At 64.2% G+C, this 22,566-nt stretch carries 23 protein-coding genes; 12 read left to right on the top strand and 11 right to left on the bottom strand.

All coding sequences use genetic code 11. The features are described 5' to 3' along the window. Positions 1-7 precede the first annotated feature (7 nt). The 4 genes from zur (at position 8) to ACK3BK_RS00355 (ending at position 2,875) form a co-directional block, all read left to right on the top strand. A complete protein-coding gene (gene zur / locus ACK3BK_RS00370) occupies positions 8-493 on the top strand; it encodes a zinc uptake transcriptional repressor Zur (protein WP_186669950.1) in 486 nt (161 codons plus the stop codon). Then, on the top strand, positions 490-1,263 hold the full coding sequence (znuC, locus tag ACK3BK_RS00365) for a zinc ABC transporter ATP-binding protein ZnuC (RefSeq protein WP_186669952.1): 774 nt from the start codon (positions 490-492) through the stop codon (positions 1,261-1,263). The genes zur and znuC overlap by 4 nt, the downstream gene beginning before the upstream one ends. Next, positions 1,256-2,038 carry a zinc ABC transporter permease subunit ZnuB gene (gene znuB / locus ACK3BK_RS00360; RefSeq protein WP_186669954.1) on the top strand — a complete coding sequence of 261 codons (783 nt, stop codon included), beginning with the start codon at positions 1,256-1,258 and terminating at the stop codon, positions 2,036-2,038. The genes znuC and znuB overlap by 8 nt, the downstream gene beginning before the upstream one ends. A gap of 129 nt (positions 2,039-2,167) precedes the next feature. Continuing rightward, entirely contained in the window at positions 2,168-2,875 is a 708-nt protein-coding gene (locus ACK3BK_RS00355) for a PA5502 family lipoprotein (protein ID WP_411383550.1), read from the top strand. Positions 2,876-2,968: 93 nt separating this feature from the next. Here ACK3BK_RS00355 and katE read toward each other — a convergent pair whose 3' ends face one another. Further along, positions 2,969-5,113 carry a catalase HPII gene (gene katE / locus ACK3BK_RS00350; protein ID WP_411383549.1) on the bottom strand — a complete coding sequence of 715 codons (2,145 nt, stop codon included), beginning with the start codon at positions 5,111-5,113 and terminating at the stop codon, positions 2,969-2,971. Positions 5,114-5,338: 225 nt separating this feature from the next. On the opposite strand from katE, the gene ACK3BK_RS00345 reads away from it, so the two are divergent. From ACK3BK_RS00345 to ACK3BK_RS00335, 3 genes are all read left to right on the top strand, one after another. After that, positions 5,339-6,346 carry a methionine ABC transporter ATP-binding protein gene (locus tag ACK3BK_RS00345; RefSeq protein WP_411383548.1) on the top strand — a complete coding sequence of 336 codons (1,008 nt, stop codon included), beginning with the start codon at positions 5,339-5,341 and terminating at the stop codon, positions 6,344-6,346. Further along, positions 6,346-7,017, top strand: a complete 672-nt coding sequence (locus ACK3BK_RS00340; protein WP_186669962.1) for a methionine ABC transporter permease — start codon at positions 6,346-6,348, stop codon at positions 7,015-7,017. The genes ACK3BK_RS00345 and ACK3BK_RS00340 overlap by 1 nt, the downstream gene beginning before the upstream one ends. 64 nt (positions 7,018-7,081) lie before the next feature. Beyond that, positions 7,082-7,855: a MetQ/NlpA family ABC transporter substrate-binding protein gene (locus tag ACK3BK_RS00335; RefSeq protein ID WP_288377666.1), complete on the top strand. Its 774-nt coding sequence runs from the start codon at positions 7,082-7,084 to the stop codon at positions 7,853-7,855. A gap of 114 nt (positions 7,856-7,969) precedes the next feature. Here the strand turns inward: ACK3BK_RS00335 and ACK3BK_RS00330 are convergent, their stop codons facing one another. Genes ACK3BK_RS00330 through ACK3BK_RS00310 form a run of 5 tightly spaced genes read right to left on the bottom strand, consistent with a single transcriptional unit; the run spans position 7,970 to position 11,859 of the window. Then, positions 7,970-8,602, bottom strand: coding sequence for an SCO family protein (locus ACK3BK_RS00330; RefSeq protein ID WP_186709828.1), 633 nt, complete (start codon positions 8,600-8,602; stop codon positions 7,970-7,972). Next, positions 8,599-9,498: a heme o synthase gene (cyoE, locus tag ACK3BK_RS00325; protein WP_186669968.1), complete on the bottom strand. Its 900-nt coding sequence runs from the start codon at positions 9,496-9,498 to the stop codon at positions 8,599-8,601. Before cyoE ends, ACK3BK_RS00330 begins: the two co-directional genes overlap by 4 nt. Beyond that, entirely contained in the window at positions 9,483-10,556 is a 1,074-nt protein-coding gene (locus ACK3BK_RS00320; RefSeq protein WP_411383547.1) for a COX15/CtaA family protein, read from the bottom strand. The genes cyoE and ACK3BK_RS00320 overlap by 16 nt, the downstream gene beginning before the upstream one ends. A gap of 9 nt (positions 10,557-10,565) precedes the next feature. Beyond that, positions 10,566-11,150 (bottom strand): hypothetical protein, encoded by a 585-nt coding sequence (locus tag ACK3BK_RS00315; protein ID WP_411383546.1) that lies wholly within the window; start codon positions 11,148-11,150, stop codon positions 10,566-10,568. Then, the gene (locus ACK3BK_RS00310) at positions 11,116-11,859 is read right to left on the bottom strand and encodes an SURF1 family protein (protein ID WP_411384518.1); all 744 of its coding nucleotides are present in this window, start codon (positions 11,857-11,859) and stop codon (positions 11,116-11,118) included. Before ACK3BK_RS00310 ends, ACK3BK_RS00315 begins: the two co-directional genes overlap by 35 nt. Before the next feature lie 63 nt (positions 11,860-11,922). Here ACK3BK_RS00310 and ACK3BK_RS00305 point away from each other — a divergent pair, with 63 nt between their 5' ends. Next, the gene (locus tag ACK3BK_RS00305) at positions 11,923-12,126 is read left to right on the top strand and encodes a twin transmembrane helix small protein (RefSeq protein WP_186709830.1); all 204 of its coding nucleotides are present in this window, start codon (positions 11,923-11,925) and stop codon (positions 12,124-12,126) included. 30 nt (positions 12,127-12,156) lie between these two features. On the opposite strand, the gene ACK3BK_RS00300 is transcribed toward ACK3BK_RS00305, so the two are convergent. Genes ACK3BK_RS00300 through coxB form a run of 4 tightly spaced genes read right to left on the bottom strand, consistent with a single transcriptional unit; the run spans position 12,157 to position 16,400 of the window. Next, complete coding sequence (locus ACK3BK_RS00300) at positions 12,157-13,044, bottom strand: cytochrome c oxidase subunit 3 (protein WP_186669974.1); 888 nt, start codon at positions 13,042-13,044, stop codon at positions 12,157-12,159. A gap of 16 nt (positions 13,045-13,060) precedes the next feature. After that, complete coding sequence (locus tag ACK3BK_RS00295; protein ID WP_411383545.1) at positions 13,061-13,627, bottom strand: cytochrome c oxidase assembly protein; 567 nt, start codon at positions 13,625-13,627, stop codon at positions 13,061-13,063. A 12-nt stretch (positions 13,628-13,639) separates the two neighbouring features. Beyond that, positions 13,640-15,229, bottom strand: coding sequence for a cytochrome c oxidase subunit I (gene ctaD / locus ACK3BK_RS00290; protein ID WP_186669978.1), 1,590 nt, complete (start codon positions 15,227-15,229; stop codon positions 13,640-13,642). 43 nt (positions 15,230-15,272) lie between these two features. Continuing rightward, positions 15,273-16,400 carry a cytochrome c oxidase subunit II gene (gene coxB / locus ACK3BK_RS00285; protein ID WP_186669979.1) on the bottom strand — a complete coding sequence of 376 codons (1,128 nt, stop codon included), beginning with the start codon at positions 16,398-16,400 and terminating at the stop codon, positions 15,273-15,275. A 382-nt stretch (positions 16,401-16,782) separates the two neighbouring features. On the opposite strand from coxB, the gene ACK3BK_RS00280 reads away from it, so the two are divergent. The 4 genes from ACK3BK_RS00280 (at position 16,783) to ACK3BK_RS00265 (ending at position 20,853) form a co-directional block, all read left to right on the top strand. Next, entirely contained in the window at positions 16,783-17,418 is a 636-nt protein-coding gene (locus ACK3BK_RS00280) for a hypothetical protein (RefSeq protein WP_411383544.1), read from the top strand. 121 nt (positions 17,419-17,539) lie between these two features. Continuing rightward, the gene (locus ACK3BK_RS00275) at positions 17,540-18,880 is read left to right on the top strand and encodes a CHASE2 domain-containing protein (protein WP_411383543.1); all 1,341 of its coding nucleotides are present in this window, start codon (positions 17,540-17,542) and stop codon (positions 18,878-18,880) included. 33 nt (positions 18,881-18,913) lie between these two features. Next, positions 18,914-19,279 (top strand): hypothetical protein, encoded by a 366-nt coding sequence (locus ACK3BK_RS00270; protein WP_186669982.1) that lies wholly within the window; start codon positions 18,914-18,916, stop codon positions 19,277-19,279. Then, complete coding sequence (locus ACK3BK_RS00265; RefSeq protein ID WP_411383542.1) at positions 19,276-20,853, top strand: M48 family metalloprotease; 1,578 nt, start codon at positions 19,276-19,278, stop codon at positions 20,851-20,853. The genes ACK3BK_RS00270 and ACK3BK_RS00265 overlap by 4 nt, the downstream gene beginning before the upstream one ends. 19 nt (positions 20,854-20,872) lie before the next feature. Here the strand turns inward: ACK3BK_RS00265 and ACK3BK_RS00260 are convergent, their stop codons facing one another. After that, a complete protein-coding gene (locus tag ACK3BK_RS00260) occupies positions 20,873-22,402 on the bottom strand; it encodes a SulP family inorganic anion transporter (RefSeq protein WP_189665298.1) in 1,530 nt (509 codons plus the stop codon). Positions 22,403-22,566: the final 164 nt, after the last annotated feature.

Raw genomic sequence — 22,566 nt, 5'->3', positions numbered from 1 at the left:
GCCGCCCATGTCAATCACGCCGCTGGCTCACCGTCCCCACGATCATTCCCATTGCGTCCACAGCGCCCTGGCCGAAGCCGACGCCCTGTGCGTCCGCCAGGGTCTGCGCCTGACCGCGCTGCGCCGCCGTGTGCTGGAGCTGGTGTGGCAAAGCCACAAGCCGCTGGGCGCCTACGACATCCTCGCCGTGCTCAGCGAGCAGGACGGTCGCCGCGCCGCGCCGCCGACCGTGTACCGCGCCCTGGACTTCCTGCTCGAGAACGGCCTGGTGCACCGCATCGCCTCGCTCAACGCCTTCATCGGCTGCAGCCACCCTGAACACAAGCACCAGGGCCAGTTCCTGATCTGCCGCGAATGCCACGTGGCCATCGAACTGGAGCAGGAGAGCATCAGCGGCGCCATCGTCGCCAGTGCCAAGGCCGTGGGCTTTGCCGTCGAATCCCAGACCGTCGAAGTGGTCGGCCTGTGCGGCAACTGCCGGGGCGCCGCATGAGCGACGCGCTGATCCGCCTGGAGCAGGTCGGCGTCACCTTTGGCGGCGAGGCGGTGCTCGACAGCATCGACCTGTCGGTCGCACCGCGCCAGATCGTCACCCTGATCGGCCCCAACGGTGCTGGCAAGACCACCCTGGTGCGCGCCGTGCTCGGCCTGCTCAAGCCGCACAGTGGCAAGGTCTGGCGCAAGCCGCGCCTGCGCATCGGCTACATGCCGCAGAAGATCCAGGTCGACGCCACCCTGCCGCTGTCGGTGCTGCGATTCCTGCGCCTGGTGCCGGGCGTGGATCGCGCCGCGGCGCTGTCGGCATTGCAGGAGGTGGGCGCCGAGCATGTCATCGACAGCCCGATCCAGACGGTCTCCGGTGGCGAGATGCAACGGGTACTGCTGGCTCGGGCGCTGCTGCGCGAGCCTGAGCTGCTGGTGCTCGACGAACCGGTACAGGGCGTGGACGTGGTTGGCCAGACCGAGCTGTACAACCTCATCACCCGCCTGCGCGACCGCCACGGCTGCGGCGTGCTGATGGTCTCCCACGACCTGCACCTGGTGATGAGCGCCACCGACCAGGTGGTCTGCCTGAACCGCCATGTGTGCTGTTCGGGCCACCCGGAGCAGGTCAGCAACGACCCGGCATTCGTCGAGCTGTTCGGCCAGAACGCGCCAAGCCTTGCGGTCTATCACCACCATCATGATCACAGCCACGACCTGCACGGTGCGGTGATCGCCCCCGGCGCCCATGTCCACGGAGAGCACTGCAAGCATGGCTGATTTTCTTCTGTACGCCTTGCTTGCCGGTCTTTCCCTGGCGCTGGTGGCCGGCCCCCTGGGCTCCTTCGTGGTCTGGCGGCGCATGGCCTATTTCGGCGACACCTTGTCCCATGCCGCGCTGCTGGGCGTGGCCCTGGGCTTCGTACTGGACGTCAGCCCCACGCTCGCGGTAACGGTCGGCTGCCTGTTGCTGGCGATCCTGCTGGTGACCCTGCAACAACGCCAGCCGCTGGCCTCCGACACCCTGCTCGGCATCCTCGCGCCCAGCACCCTGTCGCTGGGCCTGGTGGTGCTGAGCTTCATGCACGACGTGCGCATCGACCTGATGGCCTACCTGTTCGGTGACCTGCTGGCGATCAGTACCACCGACCTGTCATGGATTCTCGGCGGCAGTGTGTTGGTGCTGGCCTTGCTCGCGGTGCTCTGGCGCCCGCTGCTGGCAATCACCGTGCACGAGGAGCTGGCGATGGTCGAGGGCCTGCCAGTGGCGGGCCTGCGCATGGCGTTGATGCTGCTGATCGCGGTGGTCATCGCCGTGGCGATGAAGATCGTCGGCGTGCTGCTGATCACCTCGCTGCTGATCATCCCGGCCGCTGCGGCACAACGTCACGCGCGCTCGCCCGAGCAGATGGCCCTGGGCGCCAGCCTGCTGGGCGTGGCCGCGGTTTGCGGGGGGCTGGCGATGTCCTGGTTCAAGGATACGCCTGCCGGTCCGTCGATCGTGGTCTGCGCCGCAGTGCTATTCTTGCTGAGCCTGGCATTGCCCAAGCGCTGATATTTTCAGGGTGCGCATTGACGCACCCTGCAACCTTTGCGCCCGTAAAGGGTCTGTAAGACTTGTTTTCGAGCGTGCGCACCTGGGTGTAGACTTGCTCGCTTTTTGCGCAAATAGAGAGTCGCAGGAATGAAGCCGTTCGCCTCCCGTTATCTGCTTGTTGCCGCGTTTTCCCTGTTCCTGGCTGCCTGTTCCAGTGCCCCGGTCGAGCAGCCCGTCGCGCCTGCGCAGCCGGACGCCTGGCAGCAGTTGCAACAGAACATCGCCAGCAACGAGCTGGCTACCGCCGAAGACCAGCTCGCCAGCCTGCAGGCACAGTCGCCGAACGATGCGCGTATCGAGCAATACCAGCGCCAGATCGCCGAAGCCTACCTGCAGCGCAGCCAGATCGTCCTGCAGAAAGGCGACGTCAACGCGGCCGCCACCGCACTGGCCCGCGCCCGCGCACTGATGCCACAGGCACCGGCGCTGACCGGCGGCGATGCCGTCGCCCACGCCCGCCAGGCCGAGCTGGACAAGGCTGAAGCCGCGCTGAAGGCTGCAGAATCCAAGCCGCAGGCCCGGGTCATCGACCCAGCGGCACCGAGCACGGTGATTGCGCTGAAAACCACGGACATTGCTGCCATGCGCAAGCAACTGGATGACATCGCCGCCGATGTGGTGAGTTACCAATGCGAAGTGGTGTTCCAGGTGCCGCGCACCCAGGATGCACCGTGGCTCAAGACCCTGCTGCAGAAGCGGGTGAAGCGGATCGATGCGGATTTTGCGTTGAAGCAGAAGCACGAGATCCAGCGGGCATTGCCAGCACAGGTAGTGCTGGTGCCGCATCAGCACTGAAACAGCGTCGACATCTTCGCGGGTAAACCCGCTCCCACAGATGCGTACATAGCCTGTGGGAGCGGGTTAACCCGCCGAACAGATGCTACGGCATCAAGCCGGAATCGCTTCTGCAGCCGCCTCCCGCGCCCACACCCGGTGCCCTTCGACCGCCTTCACGAAAGCCTCCACGGTCTTCTGGTCATCCCCCAGCAGCAAACCCTTGTCCTCCTTGAGCCCCAGCGCCCCCAGCAGCGCCTTGCCGTCCTTGGCCAGGCCGATCGCCTTGAGGTGCTTGTAGCCTTCAAGCAGGAAGTGCTTGGACACCCCGCTCGCCGCCAGTGCATCCAGCGAGGCCTTGCCAGCCGGGACCAGGATCCCGTCGAACATGACCGACGGCATGCCTTCCATCGAGGCATCCACCGCCAGCGCCTTGCCGTCAGAGGTCTTCACCGGCGCCGAGGTCGGCCCCAGCAGCATGGGGCGTGCGCTGTGGGCCTCCAGCGCCTTGACCAGCCTGTCGACGCTGTCGCCATCCACGCCATTGGCTACCAGCAGCGCAATCTTGCGCCCCTTGATGCCCACATCGCCCGGATGATTCATCTGGCTCAAGGCCGGTGACGACTTGAGCTTCGATTCCTTGCCCTTGACCGTCCCGGCCTTGGGCGCCGGCAGGCCGAGATTCTGCGCGACTGCCGCTGCCAGCTTCAGGTCGATATTGGCCAGGATCTCGTTAACCTCCCGCGCGCGAATGTGCTCGCGCTCGACCTTGCCCAGCTCGAAGCTGTAAGCCTTGATGATGTGCTGTTGTTCGTTGTCGCTCATGCTGTGGAAGAACAGTCGCGCCTGCGAGAAGTGATCGCCGAACGAATCGCTGCGCTGGCGGATCTTGTGCGCGTCGACACGCTCCTGGTAGCTCTCGAAGCCACCGTCCTGCGCTGCCGGCGGGGTTTCCTTCGGCCAGCCGCCATCGATGGAGTTGGGCTCGTAGGACGCACGCCCCTTGTCGATGGTCATCCGATGCATGGCATCGCGCTGGCCGCTGTGGTTAGGCGCGATTGGCCGGTTGATCGGGATTTCGTGGAAGTTCGGCCCGCCCAGGCGGCTGATCTGCGTGTCGGTGTAGGAGAACAGCCGGCCCTGCAGCAGCGGGTCGTTGGTGAAATCGATACCCGGCACGATGTGCCCCGGGCAAAAGGCGATCTGCTCGATTTCGGCGAAGAAGTTGTCCGGGTTGCGATCGAGCACCATCTTGCCCAGCGGCGTCACCGGCACCAGCTCCTCGGGGATGATCTTGGTCGGGTCGAGCAGGTCGAAGTCGAACTTGTGCTCGTCTTCCTCTGAAACGATCTGCACCCCCAGCTCCCACTCCGGGTAGTCACCGGTCTCGATGGCTTCCCACAGGTCGCGACGGTGGTAGTCGGTGTCCTTGCCTGCCAGCTTCTGCGCTTCGTCCCACAGCACCGAGTGTACGCCCTGGCGGGGTTTCCAGTGGAACTTGACGAAACTGGCCACGCCCTCGGCGTTGATCAGGCGGAAGGTGTGCACCCCGAACCCCTCCATCATCCGCAGGCTGCGCGGAATGGCGCGGTCGGACATGGCCCACATGACCATGTGCGCCGACTCGGGCACCAGCGAAACGAAATCCCAGAACGTGTCGTGGGCCGAGCCGCCGGTGGGGATCTCGTTATGCGGTTCGGGTTTCACCGCGTGGACGAAGTCAGGAAACTTGATCGCATCCTGGATGAAGAACACCGGCATGTTATTGCCCACCAGGTCGAAATTGCCCTCATCGGTGTAGAACTTGACGGCAAAGCCGCGCACATCGCGCACCGTGTCACCGGAGCCACGAGGCCCCTGCACAGTGGAAAAGCGCACGAACACCGGGGTGATCTTCTGCGGGTCCTGTAGGAAACCGGCCTTGGTCAGGGCACTGTGGTTGGCGTAGCTCTGGAAATACCCGTGGGCGCCGGTGCCGCGGGCGTGGACGATACGCTCGGGGATGCGCTCATGGTCGAAGTGGGTGATCTTCTCGCGCATGATGAAGTCTTCGAGCAGCGAAGGCCCGCGAGCGCCGGCCTTGAGGCTGTTCTGGTTGTCGGCGACCTTCACCCCCTGGTTGGTACGCAGCGCCTGGCCGGTGGCGTCGCTGCGGAAGGTTTCCAGGCTCTGCAGCTTGGCGTTGGTGTTGGCCTTGTCCGGGGTGTCGGCCCCGGCGACCTGGCTGGCATGCGGCGCGGTGCTCTTCTTGCTGGCCATCGGCGGTTCTCCTCATCAGTCTTCAGGCTGCCCTTTCGGGCTTGTTGAAGTAGTGACTGGACGCTTTCGCCAAGCGTTCCATCGGGATTACCGGTTGTCGCGTTATGCCGGATGGATTGGTCGATTACGAAATAAATGCTAAGAACAACTATGGGAAAAGGCTAAAATGCGCCACCCCAGCTCACCGCTGACCCCAATTTCCATGCGCCCCACAAGGTTCGCTACGTGATCGAGTTCCAACATGTGCACAAGACCTACCGCGTCGCCGGTAGGGACATCCCCGCCCTGAATCCGACCAGCCTGACCATCGAAAATGGCCAGGTGTTCGGCCTGATCGGCCACTCCGGCGCTGGCAAGAGCACCATGCTGCGCCTGATCAACCGCCTCGAAGCGCCGTCCGGCGGCAAGATCATCGTCGATGGCGAGGACGTCACCGCCTTCGACGCCAACCAACTGCGCCGCTTCCGCCAGCAGGTCGGCATGATCTTCCAGCACTTCAACCTGCTGGCCTCGAAAACCGTGGCCGACAACGTCGCCCTGCCACTGGTGCTCGCCGGCGAGCTGTCGCGCGGCGAGATCGACAAGCGCGCCAGCCAGTTGCTGGCCCGCGTCGGATTGTCGGACCACGCGAAGAAATATCCGGCACAGCTGTCGGGCGGCCAGAAACAACGTGTGGGCATCGCCCGGGCGCTGTCGACCAACCCGAAGATCCTGCTGTGCGACGAGGCCACCAGCGCCCTCGACCCGCAGACCACCGCCTCGGTGCTGCAATTGCTGGCCGAGATCAACCGCGAGCTGAAGCTCACCATCGTGCTGATCACCCACGAGATGGATGTGATCCGCCGCGTCTGCGACCGCGTGGCGGTGATGGACGCCGGGGTGATCGTCGAGCAGGGGCCGGTGGCGGACGTGTTCCTGCACCCGCAACACCCGACCACCAAGCGCTTCGTCCAGGAAGACGAGCAGGTCGACGAAGGCGACCAGCGCGACGACTTCGCCCACGTGCCGGGCCGTATCGTGCGCCTGACGTTCCAGGGCGACGCCACCTATGCGCCGCTGCTGGGCACCGTGGCCCGTGAGACCGGGGTGGACTACAGCATCCTGGCCGGCCGTATCGACCGCATCAAGGATGTCCCCTACGGCCAACTGACCCTCGCCGTCACCGGCGGCAACATCGACGCAGCGTTCGACCGCTTCAAGGCGGCTGACGTACACATGGAGGTCCTGCGCTGATGGACGCCCTGAATTTCTTCGCCAACGTCGACTGGTCCGAGATTTCCCTCGCCACCGGCGACACCCTGATCATGCTGTTCGGCTCGCTACTGTTCACGGTACTGCTCGGCCTGCCGCTGGGCGTGCTGCTGTTCCTCTGCGGGCCGCGGCAGATGTTCGAGCAGAAGGGCGTCTACGCGCTGCTGTCGCTGATCGTCAACATCCTGCGTTCGCTGCCGTTCATCATTCTGCTGATCGTGATGATTCCGATCACCGTGCTGATCACCGGCACCTCGCTGGGCGTGGCCGGTGCCATTCCGCCGCTGGTGGTGGGCGCCACGCCCTTCTTCGCGCGCCTGGTCGAGACCGCGCTGCGCGAGGTGGACCGCGGCATCATCGAAGCCACCCAGTCGATGGGCGCCACTACCCGCCAGATCATCACCAATGCCTTGCTGCCGGAGGCCCGTCCGGGCATCTTCGCGGCCATCACCGTCACCGCCATCACCCTGGTGTCCTACACCGCGATGGCCGGTGTGGTCGGCGCGGGCGGCCTCGGCGACCTGGCCATCCGCTTCGGCTACCAGCGTTTCCAGACCGACGTGATGATCGTCACCGTGGTGTTGCTGCTGGTGCTGGTGCAGATACTGCAGACCGTCGGCGACAAGCTGGTCGTACATTTTTCCCGTAAGTAAGCCTAACAGGGTCGGCCCGGCCGTCCCGTTCGGGGGCCGTCGCGGCCCTCACAAGGAGTGATCGATGAAAAAGCTGTTCGCTGTCGTCGCCGCCGTCGCGGCCTTCTCGGCCAATGCCGCCGAAACCCTGACCGTCGCCGCCACCCCGGTGCCGCACGCCGAGATCCTCAACTTCGTCAAGCCACAGCTGGCGAAGCAAGGCGTGGAGCTGAAGGTCAAGGAGTTCACCGACTACGTTCAACCGAACGTGCAGGTCGCGGAAAAACGCCTGGATGCCAACTTCTTCCAGCACCAGCCGTACCTGGATGAATTCAACAAGGCCAAGGGCACCAAGCTGGTCAGCGTTGCCGGCGTGCACATCGAGCCGCTGGGCGTGTACTCGGCCAAGATCAAGAAGCTCGACGAGCTGCCATCCGGCGCCACCGTGGTCATCCCCAATGACGCCACCAACGGCGGCCGCGCCCTGCTGCTGCTGGACAAGGCCGGCGTGATCAAGCTCAAGGACAACACCAACATCCTGTCCACCGTGAAGGATGTGGCTGAAAACCCGAAGGGCGTGAAATTCCGCGAACTGGAAGCGGCCACTATCCCGCGCGTGCTGACCCAGGTCGATGCGGCGCTGATCAACACCAACTACGCACTCGAAGCCAAGCTCAACCCTCAGAAGGACGCCCTGGCCATCGAAGGCAGCGACTCGCCGTACGTGAACATCCTGGTGACCCGTGAGGACAACAAGGACGCGGACGCGGTGAAGAAACTGGTGCAGGCGCTGCACTCGCCTGAAGTGAAGCAGTTCATCAACGAGAAGTACAAAGGGGCTGTGGTGCCGGCGTTCTAAGCCGAACGATCGCGCTGAGCTCTTCGCGGGCAAGTCGGAACGCCGAACCGCCGCTCCCACAGGAAATGGCGTTCCCGTAGGAGCGGGCTTGCCCGCGAAGCTTTTGGGGGTTCATCAATCCCGCTTGACCAGCCCCGGCAACTGCGCCACCAGCTTCTGGTTGTTGAACGGCGCACGAATGAACCCACGCTGACGCCCGTCCGGCCCGACCACCGCCAGGTTGCCACTGTGATCGACGGTGTACCCCGGCTTGCTGGTGTCCGCCGGGATGAACGGAATGCTCAGGGCATTGGCCAGCTTCTGGGTATCCTCGATGGATCCCGCCAGCCCCACGAAATCCTTGTCGAAATAGCCCAGGTACTGCTTGAGCTGCTGCGCCGTGTCGCGGTTCGGGTCGACGCTCACCAGCACCACCTGCAAGCGGTCGATCGCCTCCTTGGGCAGCTCGCTCTTCACCTGGCGCAACTGCGCCAACGTGGTCGGACAGATGTCCGGGCAGTAGGTGTAGCCGAAGAACAGCAACGACCATTTGCCCTTCAACTGATCCAGCGCCACCGGCTGGCCGTTCTGGTCGTTCATGGTCACATCCGGCACGCTGCGGCTCTGCGGCAGGAGGATGATGCCGGCGTCGATCAGCTCGGCCGGGTTGGCCTCGCCGCGGCCATTGAGCACCTTGTTGACGGTCAAGCCCATGATCAGCGCGACCAGGGCAACGAGGATGAAGACGGTTTTCTGGGTTCGGGTCATAGGTTCAGCAACAGGTAGTGATCAACGAGCAGGGCGATGAACAGCAGGAACAGGTACGCGATAGAGTACTTGAAGGTGCCGATCGCCGCGTGCGGCCGGGTGCCACGGTACAACACCCAGGCCCACTGGACAAAGCGCAGCCCCAGCAACAGGGCGCAGGCCAGGTAGAGCGGGCCGCTCATGTGGATGGCATAGGGCAGCAGGCTCACCGCCAGCAGCACCAGGCTGTAGAGCAGGATATGCAGCTTGGTGTAGTGCTCGCCGTGGGTCACCGGCAGCATGGGTATCTCGGCTTTGGCGTATTCCTCCTTGCGGTGGATGGCCAGGGCCCAGAAGTGTGGCGGCGTCCAGGCGAAGATGATCAGCACCAGCAACAGCGGCTCGGCGCTCAGGTGCCCGCTGACCGCGACCCAACCCAGCAACGGCGGGGCGGCGCCTGCCAGGCCGCCGATCACGATGTTCTGCGGCGTGGCGCGCTTGAGAAAGCCGGTGTAGACGACGGCATAGCCCAACAGGGAGGCAAGCGTGAGCCAGGCCGTGAGCGGGTTGGTGAAGGCCAGCAACAGCGCCATCCCGGCGCTTGCCAGGGCAAGGGCGAACGCCAGCGCCGGCAAGGGCGCCACCCGTCCCTTGGCCACCGGCCGCTTGCAGGTGCGTGCCATCAAGGCATCGATACGCCGGTCCAGCACGTGGTTGACCACCGCCGCGCCGCCGGCGCACAGGGCGATGCCCAGATTGCCGAACAGCAGCACCGTCCACGGCACACCCGCGCGGGTGGCGAGGAACATGCCCACCAGCGAGGTGATCAGCATCAGCACCACCACCTTGGGCTTGGTCAGTTCCAGGTAGTCGCGCCAGCCAGCGCGCTGCCGCCCTTGGCTCAGAACCGTCGCCACGTGTCGTTCCTCAAGTGATGGGAAACGCCGCCAGGCGTGACCGGCCGCAAGCGCCAGCCCAGGCCGACACGCACCTTGTCGACCACCCGAATGCGGTAGTTCACCAGCACCATGGTCAGCAGCAACAGGGCGCCCCCGGCGTTGTGCGCCACGGCCACCCCCAGCGGCAGGTGCAGCAGCACGTTGCTGATCCCCAACCCCACTTGCAGCGCCAAGGCAGCCAGCACCAGCCGGGCCAGGCCGGACAGGCCATTGCGGTGCAGCTTCCAGCTCAGCATCAGCAGCACTGCCACGACCATCAATGCACCCAGGCGATGGCTGATGTGGATGGCCGTACGCGCATCACTGTCGAGCTGCCCACCCAGGTAGTTCGGGCCGACGTGCTGGGTGAGATGGAAACCGTTGCTGAAGTCTGCCGCAGGCCACCATTGACCATGGCAGGTCGGCAAGTCGATGCAGGCGACTGCCGCGTAGTTGGCACTCACCCACCCACCCAGGGCGATCTGCCCAATCACCACCAGCAGTGCCAGCGCAGCCACCCGGCGCAGACTCAACGGCAGCTTGGGCGGTGGCGCAAAGGCCCGGGATAGACGCAGGGATAACAGGAACAGCAGGCTCAGGGTGGTGAAGCCTCCAAGTAGATGCGCGGTGACCACCTGCGGCCAGAGTTTGAGGGTCACCGTCCACATGCCGAACGCCGCCTGCGCCAGCACCACGGCCAGCAGCAGCACCGGCAACCGGTAGGGCCCGCCGTCGCGGCCATGACGACGTACCGCACCTATCGCCAGCCAGGCGATGACCAGCGCCAGTGTGCCGGCGAAATAGCGATGCACCATCTCAGCCCAGCCCTTGGCTTCTTCCACCGGATGCTCGGGGAAGTGCAACTCGGCATGGGCCAGTTGCGCGTCGGTCTTGGGCACGCCGATGAAACCATAGCAGCCGGGCCAGTCGGGGCAGCCGAGGCCGGCGTGGGTCAGGCGCGTGTAGGCGCCGAGCAGCACGACGACCAGTGCCAGCAGGGTGGCGAACACAGCGAGTCGGTAACCGGATCTGGCCATGCTGGCCTCCTAGCCGATGTTGGACAGCTTGAGCAGGTGGCGCAGGTCGTCGAGCACATGCTTGCCCTTGACCTTGGCGTCGTAGCGCAGCACCAGGTTGCCGTGGGGATCGACGATCCACAGTTGCGCGCCGGGCTCGACGACCTTTGTGCGGTAGCGGTCGGCATCCAGCGGATAGCGCTGCAGTTGCGGATACTCGCGCTCGAGCAGCGCCTGGTAGTCGCCACTCAAGGGCGTCACGGTTGCCAGCGCATGGCTGGCGCGGCTGGCATCGCGGCCAAGGCCGACCTGGATCTGCCGGGCCAGGTAGACCAGCTGCCGGCAGTCCTCGGCGCAGGCATCGGGCGTGCTGACCAGCAGTTGCCAGCGCTCGTCCTGGGCCTGGATGCCGATATCGGCGCGGCTCTGGCCATTGCCGATCATCACGCCGTGGTAGCTGCGACCCTCCGGCACCCAGAACTTGAGCTTGTACATACTGGTGGCAAGGATCATCGGGCCGAGGGTCACCAGCAGGATCAGGATCAGTTGCAAGCGCCCGCGGGTGCGGGACTTGCGCCCTTCAGGCACGTCCAGTGGACTCGTGGCGGCGGCCATGGCGTTTCTCCTTGTTGTCGTTGTGCCAGCCGAAATACAGGTACAGCAGCACCAGCGCCGTGCTCAGGGCAAACCATTGCACGGCATAGCCGAGGTGTTTTTCCGGGCCCATGGCGACGATTGGCCAATCCAGCCGATAGCTGGCAGGGCCTGGTTCCAGGCGCAGTTCATGGGCGAAGCCTTCACGCGCCAGCTGCTGCCAGAGCTGTGCGGGATCAAGGGCGGTCAGCAGGTGCGGCCATCGGCCGCCGGGCGGGTCGGGGTGCAGCTGGAAGGTGCGGCCTGGCGGCACGTAGACCGTGGCCTGCAACGCCAGGGGCTGGGCAGGGGTGTCGAAACGCACCGGCACGCGGCGGTCCGGCCAAGGCAACCAGCCGCGGTTGACCAGCAACCACTGGCCGCTGGCCTGGTCGTGGAAGGGTTGCAGCAGCTCGACACCGGCCTGGCCGTCGCGCAGGCGGTTGTCCAGCAACAGGCTGTGCTCGGGGTCGAACTGGCCGAACAGGCGCACGCGGTAGAAGGCCGGGTCGGGCAGTTGCACAAGCTGCGCCACGGCCACCGGTGCCACGATGCGCCGCTCGGCGTAGCTGTCGAGCAGTTGACGCTTTTCTTCGGCCCGACGCAGTTGCCAGCAGCCAAGCGCGATCAGCCCCGGCAGCAGTGCGAACACCACCAGGGTCGGGACCAGCCCCGGGCGAAACGGCCTCACTGCGGCCTCGCCCTGTCGATCGCTATACTTGTCCACATCACTGCATCCCCCCGGAGTTTCGCCATGCTCAAGGCCGCGATTGTCCTGATGCTGTTGGCCACCATCGCCAGCCTGTTCAGTGGCCTGGTGTTCCTGGTCAAGGACGACGACCAGTCCACCCGCTTGCTCAAGGCCCTGACCCTGCGCGTCACCCTGGCCGTCCTGACCGTCGGCCTGGTGGCCTGGGGCTTCATCAGTGGGCAATTGGTTTCGCACGCGCCGTTCTGAATCACCCCACCCACAGGGTCCACCGTGCGGCTAAAGCACATACACAAAGATGAACAACCCCACCCACACCACATCCACGAAGTGCCAATACCAGCTGGCCGCCTCGAACCCGAAATGCTTGTCCGGGTTGAAATGCCCGCGCAGTACGCGCACGAACATCACGATCAGGATCAAGGTGCCGAGCGTGACGTGCGCACCATGAAAACCGGTGAGCATGAAGAAGGTCGCGCCGTAGATCCCCGAGCCCAGGGTCAGGCCCAGGTGCACATAGGCCTCGTAGTATTCGTAGGCCTGCAGCGCCAGGAACGACAGCCCCAGCAGGATGGTCAGCCCCAGCCACAGTTTCAGCGCGCCGCGATGGCCCTTGCGCAGGGCATGGTGGGCGATGGTGATGGTGACGCTGGAGCTGACCAGCAGGATGGTGTTGATCAGCGGCAGGTGCCAGGGGTTGATGATGTCCTTCGGCGGCGGGAACAGCTTCGGATCCGGCGTGTGCAGCAACGGCCAGACGAACTCGAAATTGGGCCAGAGCATGTGCGTCACGCCCTTGGCGCCTTCGCCGCCGATCCAGGGACCGGCCAGCACCCGCACATAGAACAGCGCCCCGAAGAAGGCCATGAAGAACATCACTTCCGAAAAGATGAACCAGCTCATGCCCCAACGGAACGAGCGGTCCATCTGCGCGCTGTACAGCCCGGCATGGCTCTCCTTGACCACCGCACCGAACCAGCCAAACAGCATGTAGGCCAGGAACAGCGCACCGACGAAGAAGATCAGCGGCCCATGGGATTCCGGGTGTCCGGCCTTGAGATCGTTGAACCAGGTGCCCAGGCCGAACACCGTGATGAACAGCCCGACAGTGGCGATGATCGGCCACTTGCTCTGCGCCGGAACGTAGTAGTGCTCATGACTTGCCATTGCTGTTCTCCTTCCCTCAGCGGGCGCCCTGAGCGTCCTGTACCGCGGCATGGGCAACCGGCGGGTGACGCGCAGTGATGTCGAACAAGGTGTAGGCCAGGGTCAGGTGCTTCACGTTGCCCGGCAGGTCGCGGTCGACGATGAAGCGCACCGGCATCTCGATGCGCTCGCCCGGCTGCAGCACCTGCTGGGTGAAACAGAAGCACTCGGTCTTGTGGAAATACGCCGCCGCTTCGGCCGGGGTGATGCTGGGAATCGCCTGGGCACTCATCGGCCGGTCGGTCGGGTTGTGTGCGACGAACACCATCTGGTTCACCGCGCCCGGATTCACTTCGAGCTGGTCAGCGGTGGAGTAGAAGTCCCAGACCATGTCGCTGGCGTTGGTCGACATGAACTGCACCCGCACCGTGCGCGAAGGGTCGCTGATCTGACTGCCTTCGTACTGCCCGCCCGTCTTGCCGTTGATACCGAAGGCCTTGCACATCACGTCGTAGATCGGCACCAGGGCAAAGCCGAAGGCGAACATCACCACCGTCAGCATCAACAGGCGCAGCACCAGGCGTTTGAGCGGCAGGCCGGTCATCGCGTCGGTCTCCTATTTCACTTCCGGCGGGGTCTGGAAGGTGTGGTAGGGCGCAGGCGAGGGCACCGACCACTCCAGCCCGTCGGCGCCATCCCAGGGCTTGGCCGGAGCCGGTTCGCCGCCGCGGATGCACTTGATGACGATGAACAGGAAGAAGATCTGTGTGGCGCCGAACATGAACGCGCCGATGGACGAGATCATGTTGAAGTCGGCGAACTGCAGGTTGTAGTCCGGAATCCGTCGCGGCATACCGGCCAGCCCGACGAAATGCATGGGGAAGAAGGCCAGGTTCATGCCCACGAACGACAGCCAGAAATGCAGCTTGGCCAGGGTTTCGTCGTACATGTGCCCGGTCCATTTCGGCAGCCAGTAATAGGCCGAGGCAAAGATGCCGAAGATGGCGCCGGGCACCAGCACGTAGTGGAAGTGGGCGACCACGAAATAGGTGTCGTGGTACTGGAAGTCCGCCGGGGCGATGGCCAGCATCAGCCCGGAGAAGCCGCCGATGGTGAACAGGATGACGAAGGCGATGGCGAACAGCATCGGCGCCTCGAAGGTCATCGCGCCCTGCCACATGGTGCTGACCCAGTTGAACACCTTAACCCCGGTGGGCACGGCGATCAGCATGGTCGCGTACATGAAGAACAGCTCGCCCACCACCGGGATGCCGACCACGAACATGTGGTGCGCCCAGACGATGAACGACAGGAAGGCGATTGCGCCGGTGGCGTAGACCATCGAGGTGTAGCCGAACAGCGGCTTGCGCGAGAACGCCGGGATGATCGAGCTGACCGCGCCGAAGGCCGGCAGGATCATGATGTACACCTCTGGATGGCCGAAGAACCAGAACACGTGCTGGAACAGCACCGGGTCGCCGCCACCCGCCGCGCTGAAGAAGCTGGTGCCGAAGTGGATGTCCATCAGCATCATGGTCACCACGCCGGCCAGCACCGGCATCACCGCGATCAGCAGGAAGGCGGTGATCAGCCAGGTCCAGACGAACAGCGGCATCTTCATCAGGGTCATGCCCGGGGCGCGCAGGTTGAGGATGGTGGCGATCACGTTGATCGCGCCCATGATCGAGCTGATGCCCATCAGGTGGATGGCGAAGATGAAGAAGGTCACGCTGGCCGGCGCATAGGTGGTGGACAGCGGCGCGTAGAAGGTCCAGCCGAAGTTCGGCCCCCCGCCGGGGCTGAACAGGGTCGAGACCAGCAGCAGGAAGGCCGCCGGCAGCAGCCAGAAGCTGAAGTTGTTCATCCGTGGCAGGGCCATGTCCGGCGCGCCGATCATCAGCGGAATCATCCAGTTGGCCAGGCCGACGAACGCCGGCATCACCGCGCCGAACACCATGATCAGGCCGTGCATGGTGGTCATCTGGTTGAAGAACGCCGGCTCCACGATCTGCAGGCCCGGCTGGAACAGCTCGGCGCGGATCACCATGGCGAACGAGCCGCCAAGCAGGAACATGGCGAAGCTGAACCACAGGTACATCGTGCCGATGTCCTTGTGGTTGGTGGTCAGCACCCAGCGCATCAGGCCCTTGGCCGGACCGTGCGCATGGTCATGGCCGTGGGCGTGGTCGTCGATCACTGCACTCATGTCCTGTCTCCTGCACGTTGCGGGATATCAAGCGGGCACCGGCTCATTTGCTTTGCGCCTGCTTGAGCGCCAGTACGTCCTTGGGCGTGACCATGTCGCCCTTGTTGTTGCCCCAGGCGTTGCGCTCGTAGGTGACCACTGCGGCGATGTCGACTTCCGAGAGCTGCTTGCCGAACGCGGCCATCGCCGTGCCGGGCTTGCCATGGAAGACAATGCCCAGGTGGTCTTCCTTAGGCCCTGTGGCGATCTTCGAGCCCTTGAGCGCCGGGAACATTGGCGGCAGGCCCTGGCCTTCGGCCTGGTGACAGGCCACGCAGGTGGTGTGGTAGACCTTGTCGCCGCGCTCGACCAGCTCTTGCAGCGTCCACTCCTTGCTGGTCAGTTCCTTGAGCTGGGCCGCCTCGGCCTTGCGCTCGCCGAGCCAGGTGTCGTAGTCGGCCTTGGACTTCACCTCGACCACCACGGGCATGAAACCGTGGTCCTTGCCGCACAGCTCGGTGCACTGGCCGCGGTAGATGCCGGGCTTCTCGATGCGCGTCCAGGCTTCGTTGACGAAACCGGGGATGGCATCACGCTTGACCGCGAAGGCCGGCACCCACCAGGAATGGATCACGTCGGCGGCGGTCACCAGGAAACGCACCTTGGCCCCGACCGGCAGCACCAGCGGCTGATCGACCTCGAGCAGGTAATGCTCGTCCTTGGGCGCCTGATTGCGGATCTGCTCGGAAGGGGTGGCGAGGTTGCTGAAGAATTCGACGTCCTGGCCCAGGTACTTGTAGTGCCATTTCCACTGGTAGCCGGTGACCTGGATATCGATGTCCGACTCGCTGGCGTCGTAGATGTCGATCAGGGTCTTGGTGGCCGGGATGGCCATGGCGACGAGGATGAGAAACGGGACGACCGTCCACATGATCTCGACCCAGGTGTGCTCGTGGAAATGCGCAGGCTGCTGGCCGGTGGAGCGGCGGTGGATGACCATCGACCAGAACATCGCGCCGAACACTACGATGCCGATGACCACGCAGATCCAGAAGATGGTCATGTGCAGGTCGAACACGGCGTGGGAGACTTCCGTCGCCCCCGGAGACATGTTCACGGTCCAGGCGGCGTGCGCCTGACCGAACACCGTCCACAACAGGAGGCCCATCCAGACATGTGGATGTCGCATCATTGCGGGTTCCCCTTATCGTTCTTGTAGTCCCGGAGGCGTGGACGACGTTTTCTACGGCATAAGGGGGGGAACGGGGGTCAAGACTGCCTGGCTTCGACGACCGAGCCCCCTGCAAACGGCAGTCGGGCCTCATCAACGAATCACGTTCAAGCGGAGTATAGACAGCGACCAATCGCACGCAACGGGTGATGTGAAAACAACTTCACGCATTGGCTGAAATGGCTGAAAGGATTATTCCAGAGCGCTTGGGGCATAATAGTGGCACATTGATATAACCCGGCGGAACAAGTGCCCCGTTGTTATAACAAATGCGTCTTAGCAATCTACACAGCCGAGCTAACTTAGTGTCTTCCGTTTGTAACGCCTTGTCCCTGGAGTTGTCATGAACATCGCAGCTGTACGCGAGCAGATCGAACAAGCCCATCAACATGAGAGCCGTACAGGCCAACTGAAGCAACGCCTCGAACAGCAACTGCCTCACCTGCATCATTCGATCCAACTGCCCCCGCAGGACGCCCAGGGTACCTTGTCGCGCTTCGTCCACGCCTACATCGGCCAGGTTCCGGAATTGCTCGAAGCGGCCAACGCCGTCGCCCGCGAGGCCGGCATCGAGTCGCAGATCAAGCCGGTGCTGAAAATCGCCGAAGCCTATTTCCTGCAACCCCCAGAGGTGATGCAGGGACACGTCGGCCTGGATTGCCTGCTCGATGAAGCCTATCTGGCCCATCGTCTGGTCGAGGAGGTCAACGACCTGTATATCCGCCACTTCCAGCAGCCACTGATTCCGGTGGACACCACCGTGGCCAACCTCATCGCCCACCAGTTGATCGGCGAGGACTTCGCCAACCAGCTGGATGAAGTGGTGCATCACTCGGTCGAAGAAATGCTCGATGACGAAAGCTTTGCCGTGGAGTCGGTCGAAGCCTATCGCAACACCCTCAGCAGCCCCGAGACCGGCGCAGCCTGGAAGCGTTGGCCGTGCCTGTCGCGCCAGTTGAGCGTGGAACTGGCGCTGTAACAGGCCGCAGACCGACGATTCGATCGTTGACGGGGCGCAATGCGCCCCTTGATGGTTGCCAGCGCTTTCGGATCCATTGCCAATAGTGGCAAAATGCCTCAACCCCTTGTTTGAGGCATGGATGCTGAAGCTCTCCCTTTTTTCCCTGCGCCAGGCACTGTTCGGCCTTTCAGTCGTACTGATCGCATTGCTCGACCCCTTCGGTATCGCAAGTTCGACCGACGATGCCTCGTCACGTTGGCTCAACCGCCTGTTGGCTGCTACCTACGCCGGCAAGGGCCAGCAACAGGTGGTGGTGGTCTTGATCGACGATGACTACCTGCTGCGCAACGACACCTACTGGCCGCTGCCATACAACGAGCAGAGCAAGCTGTTCAAGCGCCTGCTTGCCTATGAGCCGGCAGCGGTGTTCGTCGACCTGCTCTACAGCCACGACCACTCGCGGGAAATCCCCGGGCAGCCCCCGCGCATGGAAAGCCAGCTGCTGGCCAACGTGTTCGAGCGCTATCGCCAGCAGGATATCCCGCTGTACGTGGCCGATACCGGCCTGCCGCGGGCAAGCGAAGGCGCGGTCAACACCCTGCCGCGCCTGGCCGCGGTCAGCACACCTGCGCTGGTGAGCTGGAGCGATTTCGGTAACCAGTACCCGCTCGCCGTGAAGACGCCCTTGGGTACGCTGGAAACTCCGGCCCTGCGGCTCTACCGCGACTATTGCCGCCACCAGGCATGCACAGACCTGCCCGCAGACCCCGCCAGCGCTGCCGAACTTGCACCGATGACCGTGCAATGGGGCGTGCACCGCTCACCCGAGCAGGAAAAGGTCGCCGATACCAGCACCTGCAATATTCCGGGATTGTTCGAGCAACTGAAGCAGGCGGTGTTCTGGAAGCTGGGCAAACAGGCACGGGCGACCTGCGCGTACACCCTGACGCTGTCGCCCACCGACCTTGAGGTCACCGACCCGAACGACCGCAAGCTGCTCGAATCGCTGCTGCGCGGGAAGCTGGTCCTGGTCGGCGCGCAGATCGCTGGCACCGGCGACCTCACCCAATCTGCGCTGCACGGCAAGATTCCCGGCGTCTACTGGCATGCCATGGCCCTGGACAACCTGGTCAACTGGGGCATGAATTACTACCGGGCCACGCCCAGCCTCGCCGACCTCGGCATTCCGGCAGGCTCCGTCGATGTACTGGATATCCTCGAACTGCTCCTGCTGGGCGGCATCACCCTGCTCAAGGGCAGCCTGGACGCCCCATTGTTCAGCCACTCGCTGTTCATCCAGCGGCGTCGCCCAAGGCTGCGACCACTGGCTGCCTGGGCCCTGATACTCGCGGCCATTGTCCTGCTCAGTTGCGGGCTTTGGCACTACAACTACACGCCGGCCAACGTGCTCGGCCTGTTGCTGTTGTCGCTCACGTTGTTCAGCGCAAGGATCCAGGCCCTGTTCGCCAGCAGGGCCTGACACCCGGAATTTCTCTATCAAAGGACCCCAGAGATGATCAAGAGCTCCCTATTGCTGCTGTCGCTGCTGGTCAGCCAGAGCGTGATGGCCACCCCCGAGCCGGTGGTCGAAGCCTGGCTGCGCAAGTCGGTGGCGGTGCTGGACGAACAGGGCAAGTCACTGCACCAGGTCGACAGCAGCAGCCTGCCAAAAGCGCCCAAGGTGCTGCAGTACAACAAGGAGCTGGACATCATCCAGGTAGGCTTGCCCGAGGGTAACGTCTGGATGGACACCATGGCGGTACGGGTGAACCCGCCGCTGAACATCGTCAAGTTCCCCTGCCAGACCCTGCAGAGCGGCTACTCCGACGACCACCAGAACAACTCGACCATCGGCTATGGCGCCGGGTGCAAGAAATGAGTGCGGGCAAGATCAAGCGCGTCGCTGCGGCCCTGTCGCTGGTACTGCTCGGCGGCTGCAACACACTCAACGGCGCCAACGACGCCTTGCAGAACCTGGTCGGCCCCTCGACCCAGTCGCGGCTGGACGGGCGTTACGTCGACCACAAGGACGTGCGTTCGTATTATCGGCTCGACCCACAGCAAACCCAGCAACTGCGCCTGAGCTTTGACGGTCGGGCGATTCCCGCCGACGAGATCCGCCAGCAGAATCTGGTGCGCATCCCGGCCCTGGAAAGCTACCTGCAAGGTATCGTCACCCGCTTGGCCAAAGGCTGGCCGGGGCAGGCGCCGAACCTGCAGGTACGCATCGTCGACAGCTACGCCTTCGGCCCCTCGGCCGACCCCTACGGCAACATTTTCGTGCCGCTGGGCATGCTCGACAACGTCGAGAGCGAGGATGAAATCGCTGCCATGCTCGGCCACGAGATGAGCCATGTGCTGCTGCGCCATCATGATCGTCGCGCAGCGTTCCAGGAGCAGAAACAGCTGCTCACCAACATCACCACCACAGTGGTGATCGCAACCGTGGCGAAGGATACCGGACGCAACAAGCAGACCGGCGCACTGTTCAGCAAGGACCCCGTGGGCACGCAGAAGGCCATCGGCAACACCGTGCTCTACACCTCGCTGGCCAACAGCTTCTCGGACAACGTCTGGAGCACCGCCTGGGGCCGCACCCAGGAAGACCAGGCCGACCTGCTCGGCGCCGACCTGATGATCCGCGCTGGCTACGCGCCGCGGGCCTCGAGCGTCAGCCTGCAACGCCTGGAAGACTTCCAGGGCAAGCAGAAGCCTTTGCTCGCAAGCTTCCTGCAAGAGCGCCAGACGGCGATGACCGATTCGCTGAAAAAGCTCGACCTCAACCGCACCACCCAGGAGCTGCAGACCCTGCTCAACCAAGGCCTGGGCACGGCATTGAACGCCACCGGCCAGTACCTGACCCGCTCGCATATGTCGCCGATCCAGCGAGACGAAGAGCTACGCCAGTATCTGGACCGCGAATACCAGCAACAGACCCAGGCGCGGGTGAACCGTCGCAGCTGGCCACAGGTGCGCGATTCGGCGACCGTGCAGCGTTCGCTGCAGGCTTACCGTGACGCCTACGCAGCCACCGCCGCACTGGAGCAGAAGAAGACCCGCGAAGCCGAGGCCTTCGTCAGCCGTGCGCTGGCGTCTCCGGTCGGCACCCAGCCAGGCATCCGGCGTGCGGCCTTCGCCGTGCATTCGGCGCAGGGTAACGGCCGCGCGGCCCTGGCCGACCTGCAGGGCATCCAGGACTGGACGCTGGCAAGCCCGATGGTCTATGACCTGATCATCGGTCATCACCTGCGCAACCGCGATCCGCAGGCAGCGCTGGGGATGATCGACAAGGCCGAACAGACCCTGGGATCAGAAGAGTTGTTCATCACCGAGAAGCTGCTGGCCAATCGTCAACTCAAGGCCGACGACCAGGTACAGCAGGTACTGCGCAAATGCGAGCAGTACCCCAGCCGTAAAGAAGGCTGCCGCAAGCTGGTGCCCAAGTCGGCCTGAGACTTGGGCACACGACGCCTCAGACCTGCGCGCTGCGTCGCAAGCGGCCCTCGATGCGCCGCTTGAGCCCGCGCTGCTCGATGGACAGACGTGAGCCGGCGGCGCGGCTCGCGCGCCCCCAGTCCTCGAGCAACTCCAGCACCGAGTGGTCGATGTAGCTCAGGTTCGCCAGCGGTACATGCAGATGCGTCCCGGCAGGTACGCTTTCCAGCACCTGGGTCAGGGCAGGCACCTTGAGGAAGGTGGCAGCACCGCTCAGGCGCAGCTCCATGTGCCCAGGGCGCGGCAGCTCGACCAGGTTGATCTTGAGGCGCGCCGCCTTGAACGCCAGCTTGAGCAAGGTCAGAGCAAAGCCCAGCAATACGCCGGTCAGCAGGTCGGTGAAGATGATCGCCAGCGCCGTGGCAGCGTAGGTGAACATCGGCATCCGGCCATATCGCCCCAGGCCGCGGAAGGCCTTGAAATCGACCAGCTTGATACCGGTGTACACCAGCACGCCCGCCAGGCTTGCCACCGGAATCTGCTGCAGCACGCTGCTCAGCACCACCACGAACGCCAGCAACCAAAGACCATGCAGAATCGCCGACGCACGGGTCTGCGCACCCGCCTGGACGTTGGCCGAACTGCGCACGATCACGCCGGTCATCGGCAATGCCCCCAGCACACCGCACAGCATGTTGCCGATACCTTGCGCCGACAGCTCGCGATCGAAATCCGATCGCTGGCCACTGTGCATGCGGTCTACCGCTGCAGCCGACAGCAGCGTCTCGGCGCTGGCGATGAAGGCCAGGGCGAAGGCGGCCACCAGCAAGGTCGGATCGGCCAGTTTGAGCAGGTCGTCCGGACGAATCCAGTCGATCGCCTCCGACAGGTCCGCAGGCACCTGCACGCGATTGACCGGCAGCGCCAGCCAGATGCTGATCACGGTCATAATCGCCACGCCCAGCAAGGCACCGGGGATGAAGCGCAGGCGCTGTGGGCGCCAACGCTCCCAGCTCCACATCATTGCGATGGTGCCCAGGCCCAGGGCGCCGGCCTGCCAGCCATTACCGGCGGTTTCCAACGGCAGTGCCGAGGCCAGGGTCGCGGGGAAACCCAGCAGGTTCTCGACACCCGAGGGCTGTGGCGCGCTGTCGAACATCACATGCACCTGCGACAGCACGATCAGCACGCCGATACCGGCCAGCATGCCGTACACCACCGCCGGTGCAGTGACGCGAAACCAGCAGCCCAGACGCAGTCGCCCGGCCAGCAGCTGCAACAGGCCTGCCAGCAGCAGGATCGGTCCGAGCATGGCCACACCGTGCTGGCGCACCAACTCGAACACCAGCACCGCCAGGCCCGCGGCCGGGCCGCTGACCTGCAGCGGCGAGCCGGCCAGAAAGCCCACGACGATGCCACCGATGATCCCGGTGATCAGCCCTTTGGCGGGCGGCATGCCCGAGGCGATCGCGATGCCCATGCACAGCGGCAGGGCCACCAGGAACACCACGACCGAAGCCAGTAACTCTCGCGGCAAGGCCGCTTTTATCTGTGTCATGTTCACCATAACGCTCCTTTTCTGATTCACGGCCATTCCACTGGCCGACGGCACGGGGATCCCTGAATCGCGCGCAGGCGCGGGCCGCCAGCAGGATTGCCGGCAAGTAGGTCAGAGAAATTCAAGGCAGCAGAAAGCCCTGCCGCGCCTGGTGGGCGCAGCCGGCTATCAAG

Origin of the sequence: Pseudomonas sp. L7 (assembly GCF_046605565.1) — a bacterium.
GTDB classification, from domain to species: Bacteria; Pseudomonadota; Gammaproteobacteria; order Pseudomonadales; family Pseudomonadaceae; genus Aquipseudomonas; species Aquipseudomonas wayambapalatensis.
The sequence above is the reverse complement of the archived record's forward strand: the minus strand, read 5'-3'. Positions and strand labels throughout refer to the sequence as shown.

Coding starts and splice junctions, on each gene's coding strand:
- zur (WP_186669950.1), top strand. CDS start 8: ATGTCAATCACGCCGCTGGCTCACCGTCCCCACGATCATTCCCATTGC.
- znuC (WP_186669952.1), top strand. CDS start 490: ATGAGCGACGCGCTGATCCGCCTGGAGCAGGTCGGCGTCACCTTTGGC.
- znuB (WP_186669954.1), top strand. CDS start 1,256: ATGGCTGATTTTCTTCTGTACGCCTTGCTTGCCGGTCTTTCCCTGGCG.
- ACK3BK_RS00355 (WP_411383550.1), top strand. CDS start 2,168: ATGAAGCCGTTCGCCTCCCGTTATCTGCTTGTTGCCGCGTTTTCCCTG.
- katE (WP_411383549.1), bottom strand. CDS start 5,113: ATGGCCAGCAAGAAGAGCACCGCGCCGCATGCCAGCCAGGTCGCCGGG.
- ACK3BK_RS00340 (WP_186669962.1), top strand. CDS start 6,346: ATGGACGCCCTGAATTTCTTCGCCAACGTCGACTGGTCCGAGATTTCC.
- ACK3BK_RS00335 (WP_288377666.1), top strand. CDS start 7,082: ATGAAAAAGCTGTTCGCTGTCGTCGCCGCCGTCGCGGCCTTCTCGGCC.
- ACK3BK_RS00330 (WP_186709828.1), bottom strand. CDS start 8,602: ATGACCCGAACCCAGAAAACCGTCTTCATCCTCGTTGCCCTGGTCGCG.
- ACK3BK_RS00320 (WP_411383547.1), bottom strand. CDS start 10,556: ATGGCCAGATCCGGTTACCGACTCGCTGTGTTCGCCACCCTGCTGGCA.
- ACK3BK_RS00315 (WP_411383546.1), bottom strand. CDS start 11,150: ATGGCCGCCGCCACGAGTCCACTGGACGTGCCTGAAGGGCGCAAGTCC.
- ACK3BK_RS00305 (WP_186709830.1), top strand. CDS start 11,923: ATGCTCAAGGCCGCGATTGTCCTGATGCTGTTGGCCACCATCGCCAGC.
- ACK3BK_RS00300 (WP_186669974.1), bottom strand. CDS start 13,044: ATGGCAAGTCATGAGCACTACTACGTTCCGGCGCAGAGCAAGTGGCCG.
- ACK3BK_RS00295 (WP_411383545.1), bottom strand. CDS start 13,627: ATGACCGGCCTGCCGCTCAAACGCCTGGTGCTGCGCCTGTTGATGCTG.
- ctaD (WP_186669978.1), bottom strand. CDS start 15,229: ATGAGTGCAGTGATCGACGACCACGCCCACGGCCATGACCATGCGCAC.
- coxB (WP_186669979.1), bottom strand. CDS start 16,400: ATGATGCGACATCCACATGTCTGGATGGGCCTCCTGTTGTGGACGGTG.
- ACK3BK_RS00280 (WP_411383544.1), top strand. CDS start 16,783: ATGAACATCGCAGCTGTACGCGAGCAGATCGAACAAGCCCATCAACAT.
- ACK3BK_RS00275 (WP_411383543.1), top strand. CDS start 17,540: ATGCTGAAGCTCTCCCTTTTTTCCCTGCGCCAGGCACTGTTCGGCCTT.
- ACK3BK_RS00270 (WP_186669982.1), top strand. CDS start 18,914: ATGATCAAGAGCTCCCTATTGCTGCTGTCGCTGCTGGTCAGCCAGAGC.
- ACK3BK_RS00265 (WP_411383542.1), top strand. CDS start 19,276: ATGAGTGCGGGCAAGATCAAGCGCGTCGCTGCGGCCCTGTCGCTGGTA.
- ACK3BK_RS00260 (WP_189665298.1), bottom strand. CDS start 22,402: ATGGTGAACATGACACAGATAAAAGCGGCCTTGCCGCGAGAGTTACTG.